Annotated in this window: 21 protein-coding genes; 9 read left to right on the top strand and 12 right to left on the bottom strand. The window is 65.9% G+C overall.

What is annotated here, in order from left to right; genetic code table 11:
• The first annotated feature begins 2 nt into the window (after positions 1 to 2).
• Both C454_RS04515 and C454_RS20520 read left to right on the top strand, forming a co-directional pair.
• Positions 3 to 1,154 (top strand): hypothetical protein, encoded by a 1,152-nt coding sequence (locus tag C454_RS04515; RefSeq protein WP_004973091.1) that lies wholly within the window; start codon positions 3 to 5, stop codon positions 1,152 to 1,154.
• A gap of 46 nt (positions 1,155 to 1,200) precedes the next feature.
• Positions 1,201 to 3,744, top strand: a complete 2,544-nt coding sequence (locus C454_RS20520; RefSeq protein WP_004973094.1) for a hypothetical protein — start codon at positions 1,201 to 1,203, stop codon at positions 3,742 to 3,744.
• A gap of 401 nt (positions 3,745 to 4,145) precedes the next feature.
• On the opposite strand, the gene C454_RS04525 is transcribed toward C454_RS20520, so the two are convergent.
• From C454_RS04525 to C454_RS04540, 4 genes are all read right to left on the bottom strand, one after another.
• The gene (locus C454_RS04525) at positions 4,146 to 4,793 is read right to left on the bottom strand and encodes an MBL fold metallo-hydrolase (RefSeq protein ID WP_049904967.1); all 648 of its coding nucleotides are present in this window, start codon (positions 4,791 to 4,793) and stop codon (positions 4,146 to 4,148) included.
• A 125-nt stretch (positions 4,794 to 4,918) separates the two neighbouring features.
• Positions 4,919 to 5,350, bottom strand: a complete 432-nt coding sequence (locus C454_RS04530; RefSeq protein ID WP_049904968.1) for a universal stress protein — start codon at positions 5,348 to 5,350, stop codon at positions 4,919 to 4,921.
• 454 nt (positions 5,351 to 5,804) lie between these two features.
• Positions 5,805 to 7,286: a tripartite tricarboxylate transporter permease gene (locus C454_RS04535; RefSeq protein ID WP_004973100.1), complete on the bottom strand. Its 1,482-nt coding sequence runs from the start codon at positions 7,284 to 7,286 to the stop codon at positions 5,805 to 5,807.
• On the bottom strand, positions 7,286 to 7,801 hold the full coding sequence (locus tag C454_RS04540) for a tripartite tricarboxylate transporter TctB family protein (RefSeq protein ID WP_004973101.1): 516 nt from the start codon (positions 7,799 to 7,801) through the stop codon (positions 7,286 to 7,288). Before C454_RS04540 ends, C454_RS04535 begins: the two co-directional genes overlap by 1 nt.
• A 293-nt stretch (positions 7,802 to 8,094) precedes the next feature.
• On the opposite strand from C454_RS04540, the gene C454_RS04545 reads away from it, so the two are divergent.
• A complete protein-coding gene (locus C454_RS04545; protein ID WP_004973102.1) occupies positions 8,095 to 8,742 on the top strand; it encodes an MBL fold metallo-hydrolase in 648 nt (215 codons plus the stop codon).
• 238 nt (positions 8,743 to 8,980) lie between these two features.
• Here C454_RS04545 and C454_RS04550 read toward each other — a convergent pair whose 3' ends face one another.
• Positions 8,981 to 10,024, bottom strand: coding sequence for a zinc-dependent alcohol dehydrogenase (locus tag C454_RS04550; protein WP_004973103.1), 1,044 nt, complete (start codon positions 10,022 to 10,024; stop codon positions 8,981 to 8,983).
• A gap of 230 nt (positions 10,025 to 10,254) precedes the next feature.
• Between C454_RS04550 and C454_RS04555 the strand changes: the two genes are divergently transcribed.
• The 3 genes from C454_RS04555 to C454_RS04565 all read left to right on the top strand — a co-directional run bounded on the left by C454_RS04555 (position 10,255) and on the right by C454_RS04565 (position 13,143).
• Positions 10,255 to 11,265, top strand: a complete 1,011-nt coding sequence (locus C454_RS04555) for a Bug family tripartite tricarboxylate transporter substrate binding protein (RefSeq protein WP_004973104.1) — start codon at positions 10,255 to 10,257, stop codon at positions 11,263 to 11,265.
• 194 nt (positions 11,266 to 11,459) lie between these two features.
• On the top strand, positions 11,460 to 12,149 hold the full coding sequence (locus C454_RS04560; RefSeq protein WP_004973111.1) for a 4-carboxy-4-hydroxy-2-oxoadipate aldolase/oxaloacetate decarboxylase: 690 nt from the start codon (positions 11,460 to 11,462) through the stop codon (positions 12,147 to 12,149).
• 220 nt (positions 12,150 to 12,369) lie between these two features.
• Positions 12,370 to 13,143: an IclR family transcriptional regulator gene (locus C454_RS04565; RefSeq protein ID WP_004973112.1), complete on the top strand. Its 774-nt coding sequence runs from the start codon at positions 12,370 to 12,372 to the stop codon at positions 13,141 to 13,143.
• A 60-nt stretch (positions 13,144 to 13,203) separates the two neighbouring features.
• Here C454_RS04565 and C454_RS04570 read toward each other — a convergent pair whose 3' ends face one another.
• Positions 13,204 to 14,100 carry an NAD-dependent epimerase/dehydratase family protein gene (locus C454_RS04570; protein ID WP_004973113.1) on the bottom strand — a complete coding sequence of 299 codons (897 nt, stop codon included), beginning with the start codon at positions 14,098 to 14,100 and terminating at the stop codon, positions 13,204 to 13,206.
• A gap of 330 nt (positions 14,101 to 14,430) precedes the next feature.
• On the opposite strand from C454_RS04570, the gene C454_RS04575 reads away from it, so the two are divergent.
• Together C454_RS04575 and C454_RS04580 are read left to right on the top strand one after the other, a co-directional pair.
• Positions 14,431 to 15,099, top strand: a complete 669-nt coding sequence (locus tag C454_RS04575) for a type I 3-dehydroquinate dehydratase (protein ID WP_049904969.1) — start codon at positions 14,431 to 14,433, stop codon at positions 15,097 to 15,099.
• A gap of 588 nt (positions 15,100 to 15,687) precedes the next feature.
• Positions 15,688 to 16,362: a type I 3-dehydroquinate dehydratase gene (locus tag C454_RS04580; RefSeq protein WP_004973126.1), complete on the top strand. Its 675-nt coding sequence runs from the start codon at positions 15,688 to 15,690 to the stop codon at positions 16,360 to 16,362.
• A 76-nt stretch (positions 16,363 to 16,438) separates the two neighbouring features.
• On the opposite strand, the gene C454_RS04585 is transcribed toward C454_RS04580, so the two are convergent.
• A complete protein-coding gene (locus C454_RS04585; RefSeq protein WP_004973128.1) occupies positions 16,439 to 17,389 on the bottom strand; it encodes a homoserine dehydrogenase in 951 nt (316 codons plus the stop codon).
• Positions 17,386 to 17,919 (bottom strand): amino acid-binding protein, encoded by a 534-nt coding sequence (locus C454_RS04590; RefSeq protein WP_004973130.1) that lies wholly within the window; start codon positions 17,917 to 17,919, stop codon positions 17,386 to 17,388. The genes C454_RS04585 and C454_RS04590 overlap by 4 nt, the downstream gene beginning before the upstream one ends.
• A 569-nt stretch (positions 17,920 to 18,488) precedes the next feature.
• Here C454_RS04590 and C454_RS04595 point away from each other — a divergent pair.
• A complete protein-coding gene (locus tag C454_RS04595; protein WP_004973132.1) occupies positions 18,489 to 18,935 on the top strand; it encodes an ester cyclase in 447 nt (148 codons plus the stop codon).
• A gap of 238 nt (positions 18,936 to 19,173) precedes the next feature.
• Here C454_RS04595 and C454_RS04600 read toward each other — a convergent pair whose 3' ends face one another.
• The 4 genes from C454_RS04600 to C454_RS04615 form a co-directional block, all read right to left on the bottom strand.
• Positions 19,174 to 19,905, bottom strand: coding sequence for a hypothetical protein (locus C454_RS04600; RefSeq protein ID WP_004973141.1), 732 nt, complete (start codon positions 19,903 to 19,905; stop codon positions 19,174 to 19,176).
• Positions 19,906 to 19,967: 62 nt separating this feature from the next.
• Positions 19,968 to 20,423: an OsmC family protein gene (locus C454_RS04605; protein WP_004973143.1), complete on the bottom strand. Its 456-nt coding sequence runs from the start codon at positions 20,421 to 20,423 to the stop codon at positions 19,968 to 19,970.
• Positions 20,424 to 20,487: 64 nt separating this feature from the next.
• Complete coding sequence (locus C454_RS04610; protein WP_004973146.1) at positions 20,488 to 21,072, bottom strand: hypothetical protein; 585 nt, start codon at positions 21,070 to 21,072, stop codon at positions 20,488 to 20,490.
• Positions 21,069 to 21,842, bottom strand: a complete 774-nt coding sequence (locus tag C454_RS04615) for a nucleotide-binding protein (RefSeq protein WP_004973148.1) — start codon at positions 21,840 to 21,842, stop codon at positions 21,069 to 21,071. Before C454_RS04615 ends, C454_RS04610 begins: the two co-directional genes overlap by 4 nt.
• Positions 21,843 to 22,008 lie beyond the last annotated feature (166 nt).

Consider the following 22,008-nt stretch of genomic DNA (forward strand, 5'->3'; position numbering starts at 1 on the left):
CCATGAACATATCCAAATACGTACGCAACGCGGTTCCGTGGAGCGGCACCGACGAGTCGAACGACGACGCGGTCATCACCGACGGTGCGGGCGGCGGGGCGGTCGAGGCGAACGCGGCGGCGGACCGACCGAGCGCCGACGGCGACGACCACGACGAGAACAGCGTGGGCGTGTTCTTCCCGCCGAACACGCTCGCGGACGTGGTGCGGCGCGAGTGGATTTCCCGGGCCGAGGAGATGCTCGGAACGTCGATTCCGTCGCGGTTCGTCCAGGACGTGCAGCTCGGTCGCAACCCGCTTCGCATCGAGGACGTCACGCCGATGCTCGCCCCGGAAGTCGAGCGCGAACTGCTCAGGCTGTCGTACGACGCCGATCACGCGCTGGTCCCGTCGTCGCTCGGAACCGGCTTTCCGGCCTACAAGTTCGTCGACGTCGGCCTCGTCTTCGAGGAGACGGTCGACGTGGTCGTTCCCTCGCACAAGACCGCTGACGGGCTGCACAAGAACCCGCAGAACGCGCTGTTGGCCGGCCTCGGCGTCGCGGTCATGGACGCGCCGGCGATACTCATCGACCACCGGGCGCAGGCGGTCGGGATGGACGACGTGCCACCGGAACTGGCGAAGTTCCTCGCGGCGACGACCCACACCGACGTGGCGAACCGGTCGTTCGGCTACTGGAGCGCCGCGATGACGACGGTCCCCATCGGCGGCCGCGCCGAGATGGACCTCAACCCCGCGGTTCAGCGGGCGGCAAACAGCCTCACGCCGTGGCTGTCGGCCGAGCAGTGGGCTCCGTGGGCCATCGAAAACGGAGACATCGAACCCGACGCGACGGTCCCGACGCTGGCCGAACCGGACCTGATGGTCGTCCTCCCCCACGGCGTCACCCTCGGCCAGCACCACAACCTCCGGACAATTCACGCGGACGTGGCCAACGCCCACGTCGTCGGCTTCTGGCCGCTTGACGCGGCGTGGATACACACTCACGTCCGCCGGGCCGGCGCGGCGTACGTCGACGCGGAGGTCCACGACGAGTCGTCGCCGCTCCGGCAGGTGTGGGAGGCGCACACGGCGAAGTTCGGCGTGAGCGACCCCGTCGACCGGTGGGAGCGCTTCTTCGCCGACCACATCGAGCCGGCGCTCCCGGAGCAGTAAGCCGCACCGCCCGCAGACCACCCACGAACGCGCGTTTTCACCGACCATGACAGACGATATCCAACTCGTAGAACTGAGCGCAGTCATCGAGCCGACCGACGACGACCACGAGCGAGCCGACGAACCGATCGACAACGACTCCAGCTCCAGCCGACGCCGCCGCCTCCTTTGGGTCGCGCTCGGCGTGACGGCCGCCGTGCTCCTCGGACTGGGCGTGGTCGCGGTCGTCGCTCCGGAATCGGTCGAGGCGGTCATCACGACGAACCTCGGTCTCTTGGGGCTGATGCCCGCACTCCGTCCGCGCTTGTGGGCGCTCCGACGGACCGTTCGGAGGGTGGTCCCGTTCAGGACGACCCGAGACGAACCACCGGACTGCCAGCCCGAGGGTGCGCCTTCGCTCGATGGGGCGGACGACGCGGACGACGCGGACGACCCAGACGACCCAGACGACGAGACGAGCCCGGACGGCTCGGACCTCTCGGACGCGGACGACGCTCGTGGCGCGAGCGACCCGCCGTCGATTTCGGTGAGCCGCCTGTCCGACGAGCGGGACGTGTCCGTCATCGTCGACCACCTCATGCGCGCGTCGGACTCGCGGCCGCTCCCGGACGCGTTCGGCGTCGTCTCGCCCATCAAGCGCCCGCTGGCGTCGACGCTCGAAGGCATCCCGCAGGAACTCGGCGTTCACTGTCGGGACGTGAGTCCCGTTCTCGTCGGGACCGCGAACAACGAGACGACCGTCGAGCGACTCGGCCGGACGTACGAGCTACTGCTCGTGGTCACCCCGGACCACGAGGCCGTCCTCTCGGACGTGCTCCGGTACCTCCCGGCGCTGATTCGGACTGACGGGATTTCCGGCGTCGGTTCCGTCCGCACCGTGACGCTCCCAGCGGCGGAGCGACCCGGAACCGAACGCGAGAGTCAGGGGACGCTGAAGGCACTCCGCGGACACAAGGGGGAGCCTCGGCACCCGATGGCCCGGACCGAACCGGACTTCATCGCCGCGTCGGCACCGTCCGAGTGGACCGGCCCCGTCCGGTCGGTGCTGTCCGACTACGCGCCGGTCATCGAGGTCGTCGAATGGGACCGCCCCGCGATTCACGTCGCGGGGTTCGTGTTCGCGTCGGCGGTCGACCTCCCCGACCACGTGACCGCGTCGGGCGACGACTCTCCAGGGCACGCGCCGTCCGGTGACTCGTCGTCGTCCGACGCCGACGGGCCACCGAGTACCGACGCTTCGCCCGAGTCGTCGGGTGAGGGCCCTCCGCAGTCGCCCGAGACGGACGAGAAGGCGGTGCCCCGCGACGGGACGACCCCGCAGACCACACCGGACGGCGGCCGCGCGTCGGGCGGGTCCACCCTGCCCCGTTCGTCGCAGTCGCCGCCGCAAACTGGAGGGGATGCGCCCGAGGAGGAGGCACCGGAGACTGGTTCGGAACCAGATGACTCGACGACCGGGCCGGAGCCCGACCAAGACGGATCGAACCGGACGAATCGCGGGTCCGATTCGACCCCGGCAAAAGACGATTCGAGTCCGGGCGCTGGGAGTTCGGGGACTGATTCCGACGACGACCAGTCCGACGCGGAGGGCGAGGGAGACACTCGTGGAGGCGAAGCCGGCGGCGGCGACGGTGCTGGCGGCGCTGGCGGCGCTCCCGACGCGGGAGACGACGCGTCATCGAGCGAAAGCGCGGCGTCGGACGAATCGCCCCCTGCGTCGGGCTCCGCGGAAGCGACGCCCGAGAGCCGGCCGGCCGCCCCTGAGAGCGGACCGAATCGCTCCTCGTCGGACGGAGCGCCGAGCGGTCGGGGGCCGTCCGGTGGCGGGGAGTCGCAGACGACACCGGAGCCCGAGACGACGCTCCCAGCAGAGTTTCCGGTCCCGGCGGGGACGACCCCGGACGACGGCGCGGGCAGTCCGCCGAGCGGTGACGGCTCGGAGTCGCCGTCGTCGGAAGCGACGCCGACCCGGCCCGAGAGGTCGTCAGCGTCGCCGTCGTCGACGCCGGAGACGCCCGCGGACGATATCGACGCCGGCGCGGGAATCGTCCCGTTCGGCGACGCGCCCGCGTCGAGCGACCCCTCGGTCGTCGACGTGACGGAGCACGTGCTGAACGAACTGACGTTTCAGGCCACCGCGACGCCGGGCCGTGAAGTCTACTCGACGGTGTACGCCGACGAGCGCGGTCTGATTCGCCACCACCACGCCATCGACCACCCGGACTTCCTCCGGAGTCGCACGGACTCCATCTCGTTCACCTCGGAGTTCTTCTCGCACCTCCGGCGACTGGCCAGCCTCCACAGGGACATCGACCACCGCCTGGCCGGCGGCGCGCACTCCCACCCGGTGAGCGGGCGACCGCTCCAGAGCGGCGCGGACAAGCGGTTCGTCCGGAAGGTCTGGCGGAACACCCGAAACACCTCGTTCATCGTCGGCGTGACCGAAGGCGAGGGGCCGGACGAGTGGACCATCACGGACGACGGCCGCGAGGTCCGCCGCCAGTCCAACGACCACCTCGTGCGAATCCGCGCCTTCTCGGGGCGAAACGAGCCGAAGCGGATTCGACTCCATCAGAACATGGGTCAGTAGTCGCGCAGTAGGATTCGAATAATATGCATTTTGAAACTTTTGGGCAAATATATTATTTTGAGTATTTCTCAGCACTGAAGTCGAATATCGGCGCGGTCACGAGAAAAACACGGCAAGAACGCCCATAGCTGGAGAATACGACTAGATACTATCTATAGTGGTCGATGTATTCGAATCCAATGTCAGAGAAAGAGAAAATTGGCGTAGAGCGCGGTATTGAACATCCTGCCCCCAATAGGAGGCGTGCACCTATCAGGTGAAAATTCAGAAAACGCTGTCTTGGTGACTCAGAGCTATCTATTTTCAGTACATAAAAGTATTCTGTTAGAATGGGTGCGAACGCATGTGGCACTGTGTGTTCGAACGTGCGCCGAACGACGCCACTGGTCGATTCAACCGACTCAGTACGACAGCGTCCACTCGCGGTCGATGAGCCAGGCGTCGAGCTTTCCGAGCGGGTCCTCGTCGACGTGCGTGCCGTGACTCACGAGGACCCGTTCGATGTCGTAGTCGAACAGTTTGACGAGGTTTCGCTCGGCTTCCTCGTGGCTCAGGTCGTTGAACTGCGCCGCGGGCGGGACGAGGAACCCCGGCGGGAGCCCGCGACGGTCCGACCCCTCCAAGACGTCACCGGCGATGAAGACGCCCTCGTCTTCCAAGAGCAGCCCGCTGTTCGCGACCGTGTGCCCCGGGACCTGTACGATTCGAATCCCGCCGTCGAGCACGTCGTCGTGGCGGAAGTGCCGGTCGGCCTCGACGTCGAGCGCGTCGTAAAAGCCCTTCGCGCCGCCGGGGACGAGGAGTTCGGGGTCGAACGCGTCTACCACGGCGGGCGTCCCGCCGAAGTGTCCCTCGTCGCCGTGGGTGATGACGAGCCGGTCGACGCCGCCGAACGCCGAGTCCAGCACGGACACCAACTCGTCGCCGTCGTCCGGAAACGCCGCGTCGACCAGCGTGGTCGTTCCGGACGGTCGGTCTTCGAGGACGAACACGCGGACGTGGTCGAACTGTACCGTGTACACTCCATCTGCGACTGCTGTTACCGTCATGTACGGTCGAGGCTACGGAGAGTTGCGGTAAAAAGGGGGACGCGCGTTCTCAGGGGCGTGTAACGGGTGGACGGGAAACGGCCCCGAGCGTCGACGGCCCGCGGAGCGAACGTCCCGGAAAACGGCTATTCCTGCGCGACGAGCGTCGAGACGACCGGACACGACGCGTTCAGGAGAATCGACTGAGCGACGCTTCCGAACAGCATCTTCCCCGTGCGCGAGCGGCGTCGCGGGCTCACCACGATGTAGCTCGCGTCCTGTTCGTCGGCGTACTCGGTGACCTCGTCGGCCGGGTCGCCGACGAGTCCCACCGTCTCGTACGGGACGGACAGTCCCGACACGGCGTCTTCGGCCATCTCGGCGGCGGCGGACCGAATCTCCACCATGTCCTTCGGCTTCTCGGCCTGCGCGCTCGTCAGCCCGAGGTCGACGAACTCCGAGCGAGTCAACGCGTGGACGACGTGGACCGGTTCGTCGAACGCCGCCGCTAGCGATGCGGCTTCCGCGACAACGTGTGATGAGCGACCTGACCGGTCGACTGCTGCAACAACGACCATACCAGCGTGTACCACGGAGAGATATAATATCGTTTCGCCGAATCTCGTTCGGAGCAACCGCGTCGACGCGGCTCGCGGTCCCGACGGTCGTCCTCCGCCCACGGGTTCGCCCGGCGAGCAGTATCTGAGTTCAACGATGTCGTAATACGGGTCGGAATCGGCGAGTTTCGTTACAGTTGTACTGCTGTAATTCCGATGCCAGACGGGAGAAAAATACCCCTGTATTTCAACATCCTCAAAACTGAGGGCGAGTCGAGCGGTACGCTCCGCTCTCGACGAAGGTACGACAGAGAGATGCGGAAGCGAGCGGGCCGAAACCCTGCCAGCCGCGGCAGGGGCTCAGCGAGGCGACGGGAGCGCAGCGCGGTTCGTGGACAGTCGGCGACGCGAGACGGCGCTCGACGGAACGCGCGTGCCGCGAGAAAAGAAAAGCGGACGAGGTCTGAACGCGGTGCTACGCGCGAATCGAGCGGACGGCGGGCAGCGCAATCGCGCCCAGGCCGAGCAGGATGATGACGAGGGCGATGGGGCTCGTGAGGAAGATGCTCGGCGAGCCGCCCGAGAGGACGAGCGACCGGCGGAGGTTCTCCTCCGCGATGGGGGCGAGGATGAGCCCGAGCACCATGGGTGCCAGCGGGTACCCCCGGAGCCGCATCGCGTACCCCAACACGCCCGCGCCGAGCATAATCCACGCGTCGAAGACGTTGCCCCGGAGGGCGATGGCTCCGATGACACACAGCACGAGGATGACGGGCCAGATGTGGGACTTCGGGATGTTGATGAGGCGCGCCCAGTAGTTCGCGCCGAGCAGGCCGAAGATGAGGATGAACACGTAGATGAGGAGGAACCCGACGAAGATGGTGTACAGCAACACCGGCTCTTCTTGGTACAAGCCCGGCCCGGGGTTCACGTCGTGGACCAACAGCGCGCCGATGAGGATGGCGGAGACGGAGTCGCCCGGAATCCCGAGCGTCAGCGTCGGAATCAGCGCGCCGCCGGTGCTCGCGTTGTTCCCGGACTCGGCGGCCGCGACGCCGCGGACGTTCCCCTCGCCGAACGACGGGATACTGTCTTTGAGCCAGCGGGTGGCCTCGTTGTACGTGATGAACGCGGCGATGTCGCCGCCAGCGCCGGGAATCGCGCCGATGAACGACCCGAGAACGCCCGAACCGACGCTGACCGGTGCGATGGACCGCAGGTCAGAAAGCGAGGGGAACACGCCGGAAATCTCCTGGTCGACGCGGTCGTTCCCGCTGTTGATGCCCTGCGAGTACTTGCGGAGTCCCTCGGCGATGCCGAAGAGACCGATCATGACGGCGATGAACTCGACGCCCGTGAGCAGTTCGGGGATGTCGAACGTGAAGCGGTGGAAGCCGGTCACGGGGTCGATACCGACCGTCGCGACGAGCATCCCGAGCAGGCCCGAGACCATCCCCTTCGTGAGCGAGTCGCCGCTCACGCTGGCGATGATTGTCAACCCGAAGAAGGCGAGCGCGAAGAACTCCGGCGACCGGAACCGGAGGGCGGCGTCGGCGATGACCGGCGAGAAGAACATCAGCGCGAAGACGCTGATGACGCCGCCGACGAACGACGCGATGGTGCTCACGCGAATCGCGCGGCCCGCCTCGCCCTTCTGGGAGAGCGGGTAACCGTCGAAGATGGTCGCCGCCGCCGACGGGGTGCCCGGCGTGCGGATGAGAATCGCCGGAATCGACCCCGCGTAGACCGCGCCGCCGTAGATGCCCAACAGGAGAATCATCCCCTGACTCGGCTCCATCGTGAAGGTGAACGACAGCAGGACCGCGATGGTCATCGTCGCGGTCATCCCCGGAATCGACCCCATGAGGATGCCGAGGAAGATACCCCCGATCATCAGCAGGAGGACGAACGGGTCGGCGAGGTTGACGAGCGCCTGCGAGATGTACTCAACCACCATCAGAAGGTCACCACCAGCGGGAGCTGCGGCAGCAGCCGCGACACCGGGATGATGCCCTCAGGCAGGCGCACGAGGAAAATCCGGCCGAAGATGTAGAATAGCGCGACCGGGAACCCGATCGACAGCGCCACGACGAGGAGCTTCGAGCGGATGTCCGAGTAGTAGAGGACGACCGGCATGAACAGCATGGTCGACACGAGGAACCCGAGAGCCGGCATCAACAGGACGTACCCGACGAGGAAGGCCGCGACGACGGCGGCGGGTCCGAAGTCGAACTCCGACATTTCGAGTTCCGTGTCGGAGCCCGTCAGCACGTCGATAGCGGCGAAGAAGATGATGCCGACCGACACCGCAATCGGGAAGAACGACGGCCCGACGCCGTCACCCGACGGGAACTGGCTCGCAAAGAAGATGACGACGACCGAAAACAGGATAAAGAGGACTGACAGCGGACTTGAACGAACACTCTCCAAGCCGATTCTATCAAGGACGGCCCCGACTTTCTGAATCACCATTATTTTTTCTGCCTCGTGGTATGATACCAAGCAATCGTTCGTAATAAACATATTGGTCTTTACGAGCCCGTTCGGGGCTGAAAGTCACGATTTCGACACGAAAGCCGCAGGCGGCCGAGTCGATTGTCCAGTCGCGCCTCGGGTTGGCCGTCGAGAGTGGACGACTGCACAACGAGAGCGGTTGCAACGGCCGGCCGGTACATTCACGCGTTCGACATGTCTACGGGCGACAACGCCGCGTTTCGCGGCCATCGATAGAATTAACCAGCGCTGCGAACTACCGTTCCACCGGAATGAGTGTTAGCAACGTCACCGAGGGTATCGACCAGATTCAGTTCGAACACGTCCGGGTGCTCGTGTTGAAGGACACGCCGACGGGGAAGACGACGCTCGTGGACACCGGCTTCGACGAGGACGGCGACGAACTCGTCGAGCTTCTGGAACGGGAGTACGGCGGCGTCGACCGCGTCATCATCACCCACGGCGACCACGGCCACCACGGCGGCCTCCCGTCGGTGATGGAGGCGTTCGACCCCGAACTCCTCGCGTCGGCCAACGAGTCGAAGCTCCACGAGGCCATCGACTACGAGCCGGACGTGACGTTCACCGACGGCGACGTGCTCGACGGAAACATCCGCGTCATCGAGGTGCCGGGGCACACGAAGGCGACCTCGGCGCTCCTGCTCGAAGACCGCGGCATCCTCATCTCCGGGGACGCCCTCGACGGGGCCGACCGCGCGGGCCTCCCGGCGGGCTACCTCCTCCCGCCGCCGGCGCTGTTCAACGACGACCACGAGGCCGCCGAAATCAACCTCTACGACCTGCTCCAGTACGACTTCGAGACGCTGCTCGTCTTCCACGGGTCGCACGTCTTCGAGGACCCGAAGGGCAAACTCGACGACTTCCTCGTCGAGCGCGAGTGGGACCCCCGTCCGGAGTGAACCCGACCCGCCGAACCGAGCGGCGTTGACGGCGTCACATTCTCGATAGCCGACTCCGCGGCATGCTTTTCCGACCGTCGACCCCGAGCGGCCGCGCCGTAAACGGCGTCCGACCGAGACACGAACGAGTGACGTGACAGACGAGCGAGGTGGTGAGCGACCTGCGTCTGAGAAAAACCGCGGTCGAGAGATGAATCGCTGAGGAGAGTCGGCTGCGAACGAGACGGAACTGGTCGCGTCAGTCTCGAAGGACCGAAACGTCGAACACCGGCTTGCAGGTCTCGCCGGCGAGGAACGCCTCGAAGGCGTCTTCGGACTCGGTGAGCCGGAAGCGGTCGTCGAGGAACGTGGCGTGGTCAACGTCGCCCGAGCCGATGAGTCGGAACGCCCGCTCGAAGTCCTCGAAGGTCGCACCGTAGGTACACTGGAGGTCGACCTCGGCGCGGACGAGCGGCGTGAACTCCATCGTGGTCTCGCCGGTCTGGCCGACGAGGACGATTTGGCCGCCCTTGCGGACCTGCTCGACGGCCATCGGGAGCCCCGACGGGTGGCCGGTCGTGTCGAACACCACGTCGAAGCCGACGCCGCCGGTCAGCTCGCGCTGGATACCGGTCAGGTCGTCTTCCTCGATGTTGAGCGCGGGGTAGCCGAGCTCCTCCGCGAGCGGCAGCCGGTAGTTCGTGTCTCGACCGACGCCCGCGACGACGACCTCCGCGCCCTGCGAGGCGGCCACCTGCGCGCAGAGCAACCCGATGGGGCCGGGTCCGGCGACGAGCACTCGGTCGCCCGCCTCGACGCGGGAGTTCCGGAGGACCGCGCGCGTGCAAATCGCCGTCGGCTCGACGAGCGCCGCGTGCTTCGGGTCGACGTTCGAGGGTACGGACTGGAGCGCCGACTCGGGAACGGCGATGTACTCGGCGTACGCGCCGTCGTGGTCGATACCGGTCAGTTCCGCGTCCTGACAGATGCTCTCCTCGCCGATTTGGCACTGGAAACACTCGCCGCAGCCCCGAATCGGCCGTTCGACCACGCGCTCACCGACGGAAAACCGGGTTGCGTCGTCGCCGCGCTCGACCACGCGACCGGTGTACTCGTGACCGATGATGGTCGGCATGGTCATCCGCTCGAAGGCGGACTTGAACTTGTAGATTCCCGCGTCGCTCCCGCAGAGCCCGGCGTAGTCGATTTCGATGAGGACCTCGTCCGACGCCGGTTCGGGTGTCTCGACGTCGACGAGTTCCATAGCTCCGGGCTCTCGGCTCGTTTTGGCTAACCCGCGCATACATCTCCTTGAATACCGCCGGGGTATAAATCTACGCTCTTGGGGGAGAAGCTTGCGGGCGGAAGCCGGCCAGACGTGCGCGAGCGTCCCGCCACGCGCCCGCTCGCCTCGGCGCTCGCGGACCTCGCGGGCGCACAGAAGCGAAGCACTGCGCCGACTCCGCTGGCCTCGCGTCATATTCAGAGGGACCGCAATGCTTATTGTATGGATTGTTCAAACATTCGGGTACAATGGGAGACGATACCATTAGCAATCGGAGTGGACGCAGCACGCTGAACAGACGGAACTTCATCAAGGCAGCCGGCGTCGGCGGCGTGGCGCTGTCTGCCGGTTGTCTCGGCAGTCTCTCCGGACAGCAGGAGTGGCCCTCTCGGCCGGTCGAAGTCATCTCCCCGTGGTCGGCCGGAGGCGGGGCCGACCGGACCAGCCGCGCGGTCGCCGACGCGGCCGAGAACCACACCGAGGTCTCGTGGAACGTCAGCAACCAGACCGGCGGCTCCGGCTCGGTCGGGATGAACGCGGCGGCCAACGCCGAGCCCGACGGGCACACCATCGGCTGTACGGCCCCCGAAATCGCGCTGTTCGAGCACCTCGGTATCGCCGACCTCAGCCCCGACGACATCACGCCCATCATGCAGTACACCGAGTTCCCCGCGGCGCTCGTCGTCAGCGAGGACGCCGAGTTCTCCACGCTCGACGAGTGGATCAACTACGGGAAGGACAACACCCTGCAGATGGCGAACTCCGGCTTCGGCTCGTCGTGGCACATGGCCGCGGCGGGTATCGCCAGCGAGGCCGGCGTCAACGTCGAACACATCTCCTACGAGGGTGCCGCGCCGGCCATGACGGCCGTCGTGAACGGCGAGGTGGACTGTACCGCGGTCGGCGCGGCGGAAGTCGCCCCGCAGGTCCAAGACGGCGGACTGACCGCCCTCGGCGTGGCGTTCGACCAGCAGGTCGACGCGCTCCCGAACACGCCGACGCTCGCCAACCAGGGCCTCGACATCTCCATCGGCTCGTGGCTCGCGCACTTCGCGCCCGCCGGCATCGACGACGAGCTGAAGCAGGAGCTCGCCGACGTGTACAGCGCCGTCTACGAGGACGACTCGTTCGTGGAGTTCATGGAGAACAACGACTTCATTCGCGTCGAACGCGGCCCCGACGAGCTCGCTGACTTCCTCGACCAGCAGTACGAGTTCTACGGCAACCTCGTCGACGAACTCGGCATCGAAAAGCAGTAACGCCGCAGTCGAATTCCGAGCCCCGCGACCGACTGACTCCCCACGCGACACGTACCTGCGCCCTTCTCCCTTTCGGACCCGCGTCACCGCGAGCGACGGCCGTACCGACCGGACCGGACCCGCGACGCGCGCCGCGAACCGCACGCGTTCGACCGACCGATAGTTTAACGTGAATCGTCCGCATCAGGTCGGGTATGCACACGATAGAGCCCGACGTAGAGCGACCGGACCGCGAACTCGTCGAGGCGTTCGAAGAGATTCCGAGCACCATCGTCTCCGACGTGACCGGTAACATCGGACTGACCATGGACGCCGGCCTCCGGCCCGCCTACGAGGGCGTCGAGATGGCGGGCACCGCGGTCACGGTGAAGGCCGCCCCGGGCGACAACCTCATCATCCACAAGGCAATCACGCTGACCGAGCCCGGCGACGTGCTCATCATCGACTGCGACGGCTACACCGACACCGGCCACGTCGGCGAACTGATGTGCACCTCCTGTCAGGCGAACGGCCTCGCCGGGCTGGTCATCGACGGCGCGTACCGCGACAGCCGGGAAATCGCCGAGATGGAGTTCCCGGTGTACGGCCGCGGCGTCAACCCGCAGGGACCGCTCAAGCAGGACCCCGGGTCCATCAACGTCACCGTCTCCGTCGGCGGCGTGAGCGTCGACCCCGGCGACATCGTCATCGGCGACGACGACGGACTGGCGGTCATCCCCCGCGAGGGGGCCGAAGAAGTCCTCGAACGCGCCCACGAGAAGCTCAGCGCCGAGGACTCCGTCCGCGAGGAAGTACTGGACGGCGAGTACCTCTACGAACTCAACGGCTACGACGAACTGTTCGAGAACCTGACCATCGTCGGTCCCGAAGACTCGATTCAGTAACGTCACCGAAGCCGCGGCGGACAGCGACCGCGACTGACCCGCGAAGTCCGCATCTCGACTGGCATGCCACCCGGCGACCCGCGTTTTTTTGCGAGCACCCGACCCGTAGCGAGCGACGCCTCGACCCGTGACGCCGGTGGCCGAAGCGTTCGCCCCTCGAAATCCAACATCGTTGAAACGAATCGGTGCTATTAGGGACGCGGTGGTCAATTGTCGAATCATGACGAACTCCACCGGGTCGGGCTCGCGGCGGATACAGAGCGTCGAACAGGCGTTCGACATCATCCGGTACCTCCGCGAGGTCGACGGCGCGACGCTGTCGGAGACCGCCGAGGACATGGAGATGCCGGTCAGCACGGCGCACATCCACCTGGCGACACTCGTGGACACCGACTACGTCGTCAAGGTCGGAAGCGAGTACCGCTGTAGCCTCCGCTTTCTCGAGATGGGCGGGGCGATGCGCGACGGGATGGCGCTGTACCGGGTCGCCAAGCCGGAACTCGACGAGCTGAAAGAACAGACCGGCGAGCACACCAACGTGACGGTCGAGCAAAACGGGTTCGCCGTTCAGCTCTACAAGGCTCAGAGCCCGGAGTCCATCGACGACGACGCGCCGCTCGGCGACCACCTCTACCTCCACTCGACGGCGACGGGGAAGGCGATGCTCGCGGAGCGCTCGCGGGACGAGGTCGACCGAATCGTCGACCGCCGCGGTCTCCCCGCCTTGACCGACGACACCATCACCGACCGCGGGGCGCTCCACGAGGAACTCGCGGCGATTCGCGACCGGGGGTACTCCATCAACCGCGGCGAGCACTACCCCGGGGTCTGCGCCGTCGGGACCGCCATCGTCTCCGAGCCGGACGACGCCGTCGGCGCGATAAGCATCAGCGGTCCGATGAGCCGCATGGAGCCCGAGCGCATCGAGGAGGAACTCGCCCCGTCGCTTCTGAACAAGAAGAACATCATCGAGCTGAAAATAAAGCAGTACTGAGCCGGCGGCCTCACCGCCGTCGGTCGTGGCCGTCGCTCTCGGCGTCGGTCTCTCGTCGGCTCACTCGGGCGGGCTGTCCCACTCGGAGCCGTCGTCGGCCGGTTCGTAGTCGAGGACCGCCTTCGCGTGGTCGATATCGAACCAGCGGGCCTTGTTGCCGCTCACCGCGTAGAACGTGTCGTAGGTGACCGACTCGTCTTCGAGACAGCATTCGAGCAGGTGCGCGAAGTCCCGCTGGGAGGTCCACGTCGCTTTGAGCCGCTTGACCATCTCCTCGTACTCGGGGCTGCCGCGCTCCCACGAACCGGTCTGGGACTGGTCCCACACCTCGCCCTCCTCGACTTTGTGCTCGTCGCCGCGGTCGACGCCGCGCTCCGCGTCGCCGTAGGGATGGTCGTACCGCTCGGTCCGGACGCTCGAGATGCGAATCGAGTAGACCTGGCTCGGCGCGCCGTCGCGGCGGGCGTGCGTCCGGCAGATGTGCTCGCCGAACACTTTCGAGGCCCCGTAGTAGCCGTCCGGCTTCGGGAGCGTCTCGTGGGTGAGCCGGAAGGGGTCGTACCTGCTGGGGTAGTCTTCCTCGTAGAGGTCGGGCGCGAGGTCCTCTTCGTACAGGCCCATCACGCGCTGGGAGGAGGCGTAGATGAGCTTCTCGACGCCGGCGTCCTCCATCGCCTTGAGGACGTTGTACGTGCCCGTGATGTTCGGCTCGATGATGTCCTCGAAGGACGCGCCCGCGTCGGACTGCGCGGCGAGGTGGATGACGGCGTCCTGCCCGTCGAACGCCGGGCGAATCGCCTCGTAGTCCGCGATGTCGGCGACAAACGTCTCGTACTCCGGATGTTCGGTCCGGTCGAGATACGTGAACTCGTACTCGTCTCGTTCCGCGAGGTGGTTGAGAATCGCTTCGCCCGCCTCACCGAACGGACCCGTGACTAGGACTTGCTGCGTAACCATCGTTACTGAGGGATACGGAACTCCCCGATTTAAATCTTGGTGGCGTCGGTAAGTTCAGCCCGGTCGAACGAGCGACGCGCCGACCGTCCGGATTTCGACATCGTTGAAACAAATTCGGTCTGTAAGACCATGATAATTACAGATTTAGGATTGTAATCAATCGCGGGGAAACGGCGTCGTCTCCCGAGATTTCGCGGCTCTCGCGTCGTTACAACATTGTAGAAACGACGGTGTCAGCGACTGCGACTGGAGTTTCACGGGGACGACAGGAGTCGCCGCGGAGCGCTCTCGAGGGAACTACTTTTATACGAGTGCTTGGTATCAAATCTCATGGGTGCGGACGCATACGCGTTAGCCGGAGTGACCGACACGCTGACCGAAGCGACGGCCGCGGAGGGCATCGCGGACTTCGTCGAGTTCCGGATGGACGGGGCGGACCGCCCGCTCGACGCGCTCGGCGAGTACGAGGGAGCGCTCCCGCTCGTCGTCTCCAACCGGCCGGAGTGGGCCGGCGGCACCGCCGGTGAGTCCGAGCGACTGGAGACGCTCGCGGCCGCCGCCGCGTTCGACGCCGTCGAGATGGTCGACGTGGAACTGCGGACGATTCGCGAGTGCGAGTGGCTTCGGGACGAACTGCGCGGACACGACGTCGAACTGATCGTCTCTCACTACGACCGCCGCGAGACACCTCAGAAATCAGAGCTAAATAGAATCATATCAGAGTGTAATACGTACGGGGACGTGGCGAAGCTCGTCGTGTTCGCCGAGGAGAAGACGGACTCGCTCTCGCTGTTGCAGTCGTTCAACGCCGCCTCCGAGAGGGGAGTGCGAGTCACCGGATACGCGTTGGGGGATATCGGCCGGCACACTCGCGTTATCGGCGTCTTTTACGGTGCGTCCATCGCCTACGCGCCCGTCGTCAGCGACGAGCGCGGCCCGAACGACATCGACCTCAGAAAACTGTCGAACCTGCTCGATTGGGTCGCTTCCGCGCGCTGAGGCCGTACTGCCGGTGTCGAACACGTGGACACGGGTACCCACCGAAGCGACCGGCCTGCCCGGGAGACAGTCCGCGACATCCGGGACCGCAGGACGAGCGCTTCGAAGACGACGGGCCGGAAGAAGGAAATTTATATCAGAATCACATCATTCAATATTTTCCGATAGATTTGGTATAACTCGCTCTCTCGACCGCGCGTCGTCCAGCTATCGTCTGGCTCCGCGCAACTGAGCGGGCAGTCCCGAGCGCACGCACGCTCTCGATGTACCCAGCACCGACGACCACCTCCGCCGGTCCCAACTCGGGTTAACAGCGAATGGCCGACGATGAGCGACGTACACCGACGATGTCTCGGAAGCATTCAAAACCGCGCCGACAGAGCGTCGGCTCACGCCGATTATTCTGGATGAACATTCCGGAGAATCCGCCGAAGACGGCGTCTCTCACCGCCTACGAGGAGGTGAGAACTCTTGCACCGACAGCTAACATTTATACGCAGCGGAGTGATAGGCGTTCACATGAAACTCGACGAGTCTGCGCTGGCGGCAACAACAAACGACCTCACACGAGAGGTCGACGCACGAGGGGTGGCAGACCTCATCGAATTCCGAATGGACAAGGCGGACGACCCGCTCGAACAACTCGCCGCGTACGACGGCGAACTCCCGATAATCGCGACCAACCGCGCTCGCTGGTTCGGAGGAAAGGCCAGCGACGCCGGCCGGCTGGACGACCTCTTTTCCGCATCTCGATTCGACGCCGTGGAGTTCGTCGACATCGAACTCGAGACCGTTCGCGCCAAGGAGTGGTTGGCCCACGAGTTCCGCGAGAACGACGTCCAGCTCATCATCTCGCACCACGACTTCGACGAGACGCCCGACCGCGAGGTCCTCGACGCCATCATCGAACAGTGCGCGGAGTTCGGCGACATCGCGAAGGTGGCGGTCTTCCCGCGGAACCAAGGTGACACGCTCACCCTCCTCGAGGCCGTCAACGACGCGACCAACCGCGGCATCGACGTGGCCGGCATCTCCATGGGCGAAATCGGGAGCCACACGCGGGTCATCGGCCACCTCTACGGGTCGAAGCTCGGATACGCGCCCCTGCTCGCGGACGACAACGACTACGCGCCGGGGCAGATTCCGCTCGAAAAGCTCGCTTCGCTCATCGAACTCACGAAAAACGAGCGCGTCGACGGACAGGTCATCGACACGCTCCGGAGCGAAGTGTCGGTGCCGAAGGAACTGACGCTCTCGGACTGACGCCGGAAAACCCGACGGCCGTCCGCCGTCAACAGACTCGTTTCATCTCTTTTCGCCGCGAACTCGTCGCTCGACGTCAGTCGGTGAGTCGCTCGACGTCCGTCAGCACCGCGCTCGCCGTCTCGGGACCGCCGGCCCCTCGGCCGGTGATACCCAGTCGACCGCAGTAGTCGGCTTCGATTTGAACGGCGTTTTCGGTCCCTGACGGGGCGACAGCCCCGTTTTCAGGTACCAGTCGCGGGCCGACGCGGACCCCGCCGTCCGCGACCTCGACGATGAGTCGAATCGTCTGGCCGTCTTCCTGTGCCAGGTCGAGCATGCTCCCCGAGAGCTCCTGAATCCCCTCGACGTCGGCGTCGTCGAGCGTGAACTCCGTCTCGCCGTCGGAGAGGACGTTGGCGACGATGACACCCTTGAGGGCCGTGTCCGTGCCGTCGACGTCGAACGTCGGGTCCGCCTCGGCGACGCCGAGGTCCTGGGCCTCCGCGAGCACGTGCTCGTAGTCGAGGCCCTCGGCGGCCATCCGCGAGAGGACGAAGTTCGCCGTCCCGTTCAGGACGCCGTAAACCGCCGACACCCGCGACGGACCCACGTCCTCGATAGTCGAGAGGATGGGAAGCGCGCCGCCGACGGTCGCGCCGAATCGGACGGTCCCCTCGCTTTCGGCTTCGAGCGCGCGCAGGTCGGCGTAGCGTTCCGCGACCGGACCCTTGTTCGCCAAGACGACATCGCGGTCGTCGGCCAGCGCGCGCTCGACGTGCGAAAAGCCGGGCTCGGCGTCGCCGAGCGTCGTCGGCGTCGCCTCCACCAACACGTCGTAGGCGGCGTCGAACACCGCCTCGGGGGGCGCCTCGCCGACCACGCCGTCGTCTCGTTTCTTCGAGAGCACCGCGTCGGCGTCGAGGCCGTCGGCGTCGACGGCGGCGCTCTCGGAGTCCGCGAACGCGGTCACGGCGTGGCCGTGCTCCGCGGCCAGTTCGACGACGGCACTCCCGACCGCACCGGCGCCGAGGACACAGAGCCTCACGCGCGACCTCCCACGGTCAGCGGCTCGACGAGTTGCAGGTCCTTCTCGTCGGCGATTTCTCGCATCGCGGCGAGGACTTCTTCAGTCGCCCCCGACGCCGCGGCCAACTGGAAGCGGGCGCTGGAGACGTCGATGGAGCCGGCGGGCGCGGACAGCGAGATGTCGGTGACCGTCGCGTTCCGCGTCGCCTCGATCTGCGTCAGCGTGTCGGAGAGGTCCGTCTCGATGAGGTGTCCCGAGAGGATGATGGTCAGGCGCTCGCTGTAGCGCTCGGTTCCGGCCTGAATGACGTTGATGCCGGCGTCGCTCAGGCCCTCGACGATGTTGTCGAAGCGGTCGGGAGTCGCCTCAATATCGACTTCCACCGGGATGTAGCCGCGCGGGGTGACGTTGCCGCGCTCGTGGAAAATCGAGAGGAGGTTCCCCCCGTGCTCGGCGATGGGCTGCAGCGAGCGCAGGAGTTCACCGGGTTCGTCGACGAGTTCGAGCCGGAGCGTGTACGCTTGGACGTCGTTGTGCACCTCACTCATCCATACAACACCGTACCAACGTGTCGTTCATTGTCGGGAGTCGAGCGAGCACACCCATATACGTATTGCGTTCGAACGGCTCGGACGCCGACCGCGGACGCGGCCGTCGTCCCGCCTGCTGTGAGAGAGTCATCACTGAGGGTTCGCCGTACGCGCGTCGGCCCGAAATGTACTCAGGTTCGCTACAAAGATTACCGCGCCGAGGCGGCGATTTGGAGCGAGGAGAAAAACCAATTTTGCACAATACTCTTTGACGAGATATCACTGGCTACGAGCGACTTCTGAATCGATATTTGTCAAACAACATATAGTAGCATATATTTATTGAATTACCAATGTCTTCCGGAAAATTTCAGAATATAGTTTCTGAGTATATTCGTTTGGGTTAGTTCTCAGATTCGCCACGCCATCTTTCGTGCATGAAATTTACATAACTATCCACCCGAACTACACGATTCTAAACAAACAATTGTTAACATCCCACACAGCGTAGAGACAACTGTATCCACCGCGGCGGCGAGCGAGAACGCGGCCGCTCGCGGACGGGTACGAGAGAGGGGAAACTCAGAATGGCATCAGCAAGCACACCGACACCGACGCCGACGGGGAACGAGCGAATCGCCCGACGCTTCCCGGAGGAAGTCGCGAGCGAGGGGAACATCGGCCTCATCGACGAGATTTGCGCCGAGGACATCCTCGACCACAGCCCGCTCGGGGAGGTTCACGGGCGCGACGAACTCAAAGCGCAGATTTCGGGACTCCGAGAGTCCTTTTCGGATTTCTCGGCCACGGTCGAAGACGCGATTACGGAGGGCGACATGGTCGCCATGCGCGTCACGCTCCGCGGGACGCACGACGGCGCGTTCATGGGCATCGAACCCACCGGGAAGACGGTCGAGGTCGGCAACATGGTGTTCAGCCGTATCGAAGACGACATGATAGTCGAGCGGTGGGTCCAACCGGACATGCTCGGCATGCTCACGCAACTCGGCGCTGTCGAACTACCTGAGGCGTGACCTGAACAGAGACCGATACTTTTTGTGCGACGGACGCGCCGCTCGGCAACTGAGAAGGAAGCACGGGCGACCGGGCACCCGCCCGCACTCCACGGACACTGGGGAAAAACTCCCCTGTATACGCAACCCAAGTGCAGGTATGTACCTGCAGTAGACGCCTACAACGTCCTCGGTTAAAACATTTTTCAAGTGTCATATGCGACGTGTGGACAGCAATCACCCCTCGGCGACCGGCGAGTCAGCCGTCGAACGCCGAGAGCCGGCGGCGTTCCTGTGCGAGGATTCGCTCCCAGTAGTCGAACAGGACGCTGTCGAGGTCGTACACGTCGGCGATGCGACGGACCCACTCGTCGTCCGAAAACAGCAGTCGCTGGAAGGTCCGCACGTCGGGGTCGAGTTCGGTCCGGCGGCCGGCGTAGTAGGCGACGGTCTGCTCGCGGGTCCGCTCGACCAACAGCGGCGGGACGAAGATGCCCGACTCGCGGGCGACGTAGGTGAACCACTCCAGATGGAGAACCGCGTCGGCGAGGACGAACCGCTCGGCGAAGCCGTCGACGTACGCCGTCGCGGGGCGACCGTCGACGTACACGTCGTCCGGGCGGGAAAACCGCGGCACCGACAGGTGCGGGAGGTCGTCGGCGTAGCGCTCGGCGACCCGCCGAAGCCGGAAGTCGGCGTAGGCACAGGGGGCCGCGAGGCCGAGTTCGTACCACAGCGGCATCCACTGACAGAACGGGTCGCAGAACACCGCGTCGGCCAGCAGGTCGGCGGCGACGGAGCGGGCGAGGTCCGGTGGGAGGTCGGTCCGCCCCGCCCGCATGGCGTCCGTCGCGCGGACCACCCGCGACTCGAAATCGCCGACTCGGAGTCCCATGCCCGCGGCCACGTCGTGGACGTACTCGGCACCGATTCGGTACCAGTCCGCGAAGTCGGCGGGCCGGCGGAGTCGAAGGAGGCGCAGAACGGTCACAGGAGAACTACGGACGACGGCGGTTTGGCTCTATCCCCGCGTGGGCGAGGCGAGGACGACACCTACCGTCGGTCGAACGAGAGCGCGAGCGGCGTCGCGTTGGTCAGGTTGTCGCTGACCGGGCAGCGCGATTCCACGGCGGCGAGCCACGCGTCGATGGTCGCCTCGTCGGCGTCCACGTCGGCGGTGACCGCGACGCGAATCTCCTCGTAGCCGGCGCGGCCGTCGTCGCGCTTGCCCATGAACTTCGCGGGGTTCAGGTCGCCCTCGATGGAGATTTCGAGGTCTCGTACGTCGAGGTCCATCTCGCGGGCGACCACGTGCCCCGTGACGTTCAGACAGCCGGCGAGCGCCCCGAGGACGTACTCGACGGGGTTCGGCCCGGCGTTCGCTCCACCGAGCGATTCGGGCTCGTCGACGACGAACTCGAAGCCGCGGGTGGAGACGCGGGTCTCGGTCGGGGATTCCGCGCGGGCGCTGACGTCGAAGGTGAGTTGTTGGGGTTTCTCTGCGGACATAGCCGTACAGACGCGCACGCGGCCGATAACACCAGTCGGCGGTTCTCAGCCCTCGGGAAGCGTGTTAGCGGCTGTCTGTCCCGGGTTCTATCGCGGCCGAGTCGCGCGCGTCGTCCGCCAGCACGTCGTCGAGTCCCCACTCCGACGCCCTCGCGCGAGCCTCCTCGCGGGCCTCGGATCGGATCTCCTCGATCGCGTCGGCGTCGGCGAGGAACGCCTCGACCGCGCTCTGGTCGCGGCCCTCTTCGCGGCGGGCGGCGGGGGCGGCGTCGACGGTCCGTTCGGCCAACCGCTCGTCGCCGGCGAGGACGCGGGCCGGCTCGCCCGGCGGGATGCGGAACGCCTCGACCTCGTGGGCGTCCGCGAGGGCCGCGGCGTCGACGGCGTGGACCGCGGCGCGGGTCGGGCCGGTGACGGCGAACCCCTCCAGGCCGTCGCGGCCGCCGACCTCGCGCTCCGTGTCGTAGGCGAGGACGGGAATCCCGTCTTCGAACGTGACGACGCCGCTGGTGGTCTCGCCGAGGAGGAGCGCGTCCTGCGGCTCGAAGACGACGTAGCCGGTCAGTTCCTCGTCGAGCACCGCCCGCAGGACCGCCGCGGCGTCGTCGACGACGCGCGACCGGCGGAGTTCGCCCCGCGGGATTCTCATATCCGCTCGGGGACGACGGCGCTCTTGAACCGCTCTGCCACGTCGCGGCCGTCGCCGTCGCGCACGTCGAGTCGAGCGGCCGCCTCGCGGAAGGCGTCCGCGGCCGGGTCCTCGGGAGCGTGCGCGAGGAGGGGCTTCCCCTCGCGGCGGGCCGCCCGGACCGCGTCGCTCTCGGGAACCGAGGCGAGCGTCTGCCCTCCGAAGTAGCGGCCGGCCTGCTCGGCGATTTTGTCGACGTTCTCGTCGGGTCGCACGCGGTTGAACACCACGCCCGCCGTGTCGGTGCCGTAGGAGTGAGCGTACTCCTGGACTTTCAGCCCGTCGGACAACGACGGCACGGTGGGCTGGAGGACGACGACGATGCGGTCCGCGAGGACGACCGGAAGCACCGCGCTCTTCGAGCCGAGCGCGGCGGGCGAATCGAGAAGCAGCACGTCCGTGTCGGCGGCGAGTTCGGCGACCACGTCCCGGAGGCGACCGGGGTCCGCGGCCTCGAACGCCGCGAGACTCGTCCCGCAGGGGACGACCGACATGCCGAACCGCTCGTAGACCGCGTCGGACACCGCGGCGTCGCGCTCGTCGACGAGTAAGTCGTGGAGCGTCACGTCGGCGTCGTCCAACCCGGCGTGGAACAGCAGGTTCGCCATGCCCGTGTCCGCGTCGATGACGGTCACGTCGTAGTCCTCGGCGAGCGCCATCCCCAGCGCGAGCGTACTCGTCGTCTTCCCCGTGCCGCCCTTCCCGCTGGCGACGGCGAACGCCTCGACCATGCCCCCACGTGTCCGGTGATTTCGCATAAGTGTTCGGAACGGCTGTGGACGCGCGCCGACGAATACCGTGTCAAACGGTAACAATCATTAATAGTGAGCACGTCATGGTGCGAAACGACCACTGATGTTCCGAATTGTAATCCAATCGTTCGCTTTCGTCGTCGAC

Origin of the sequence: Haloferax gibbonsii ATCC 33959 (genome assembly GCF_000336775.1) — an archaeon.
GTDB classification, from domain to species: Archaea; Halobacteriota; Halobacteria; order Halobacteriales; family Haloferacaceae; genus Haloferax; species Haloferax gibbonsii.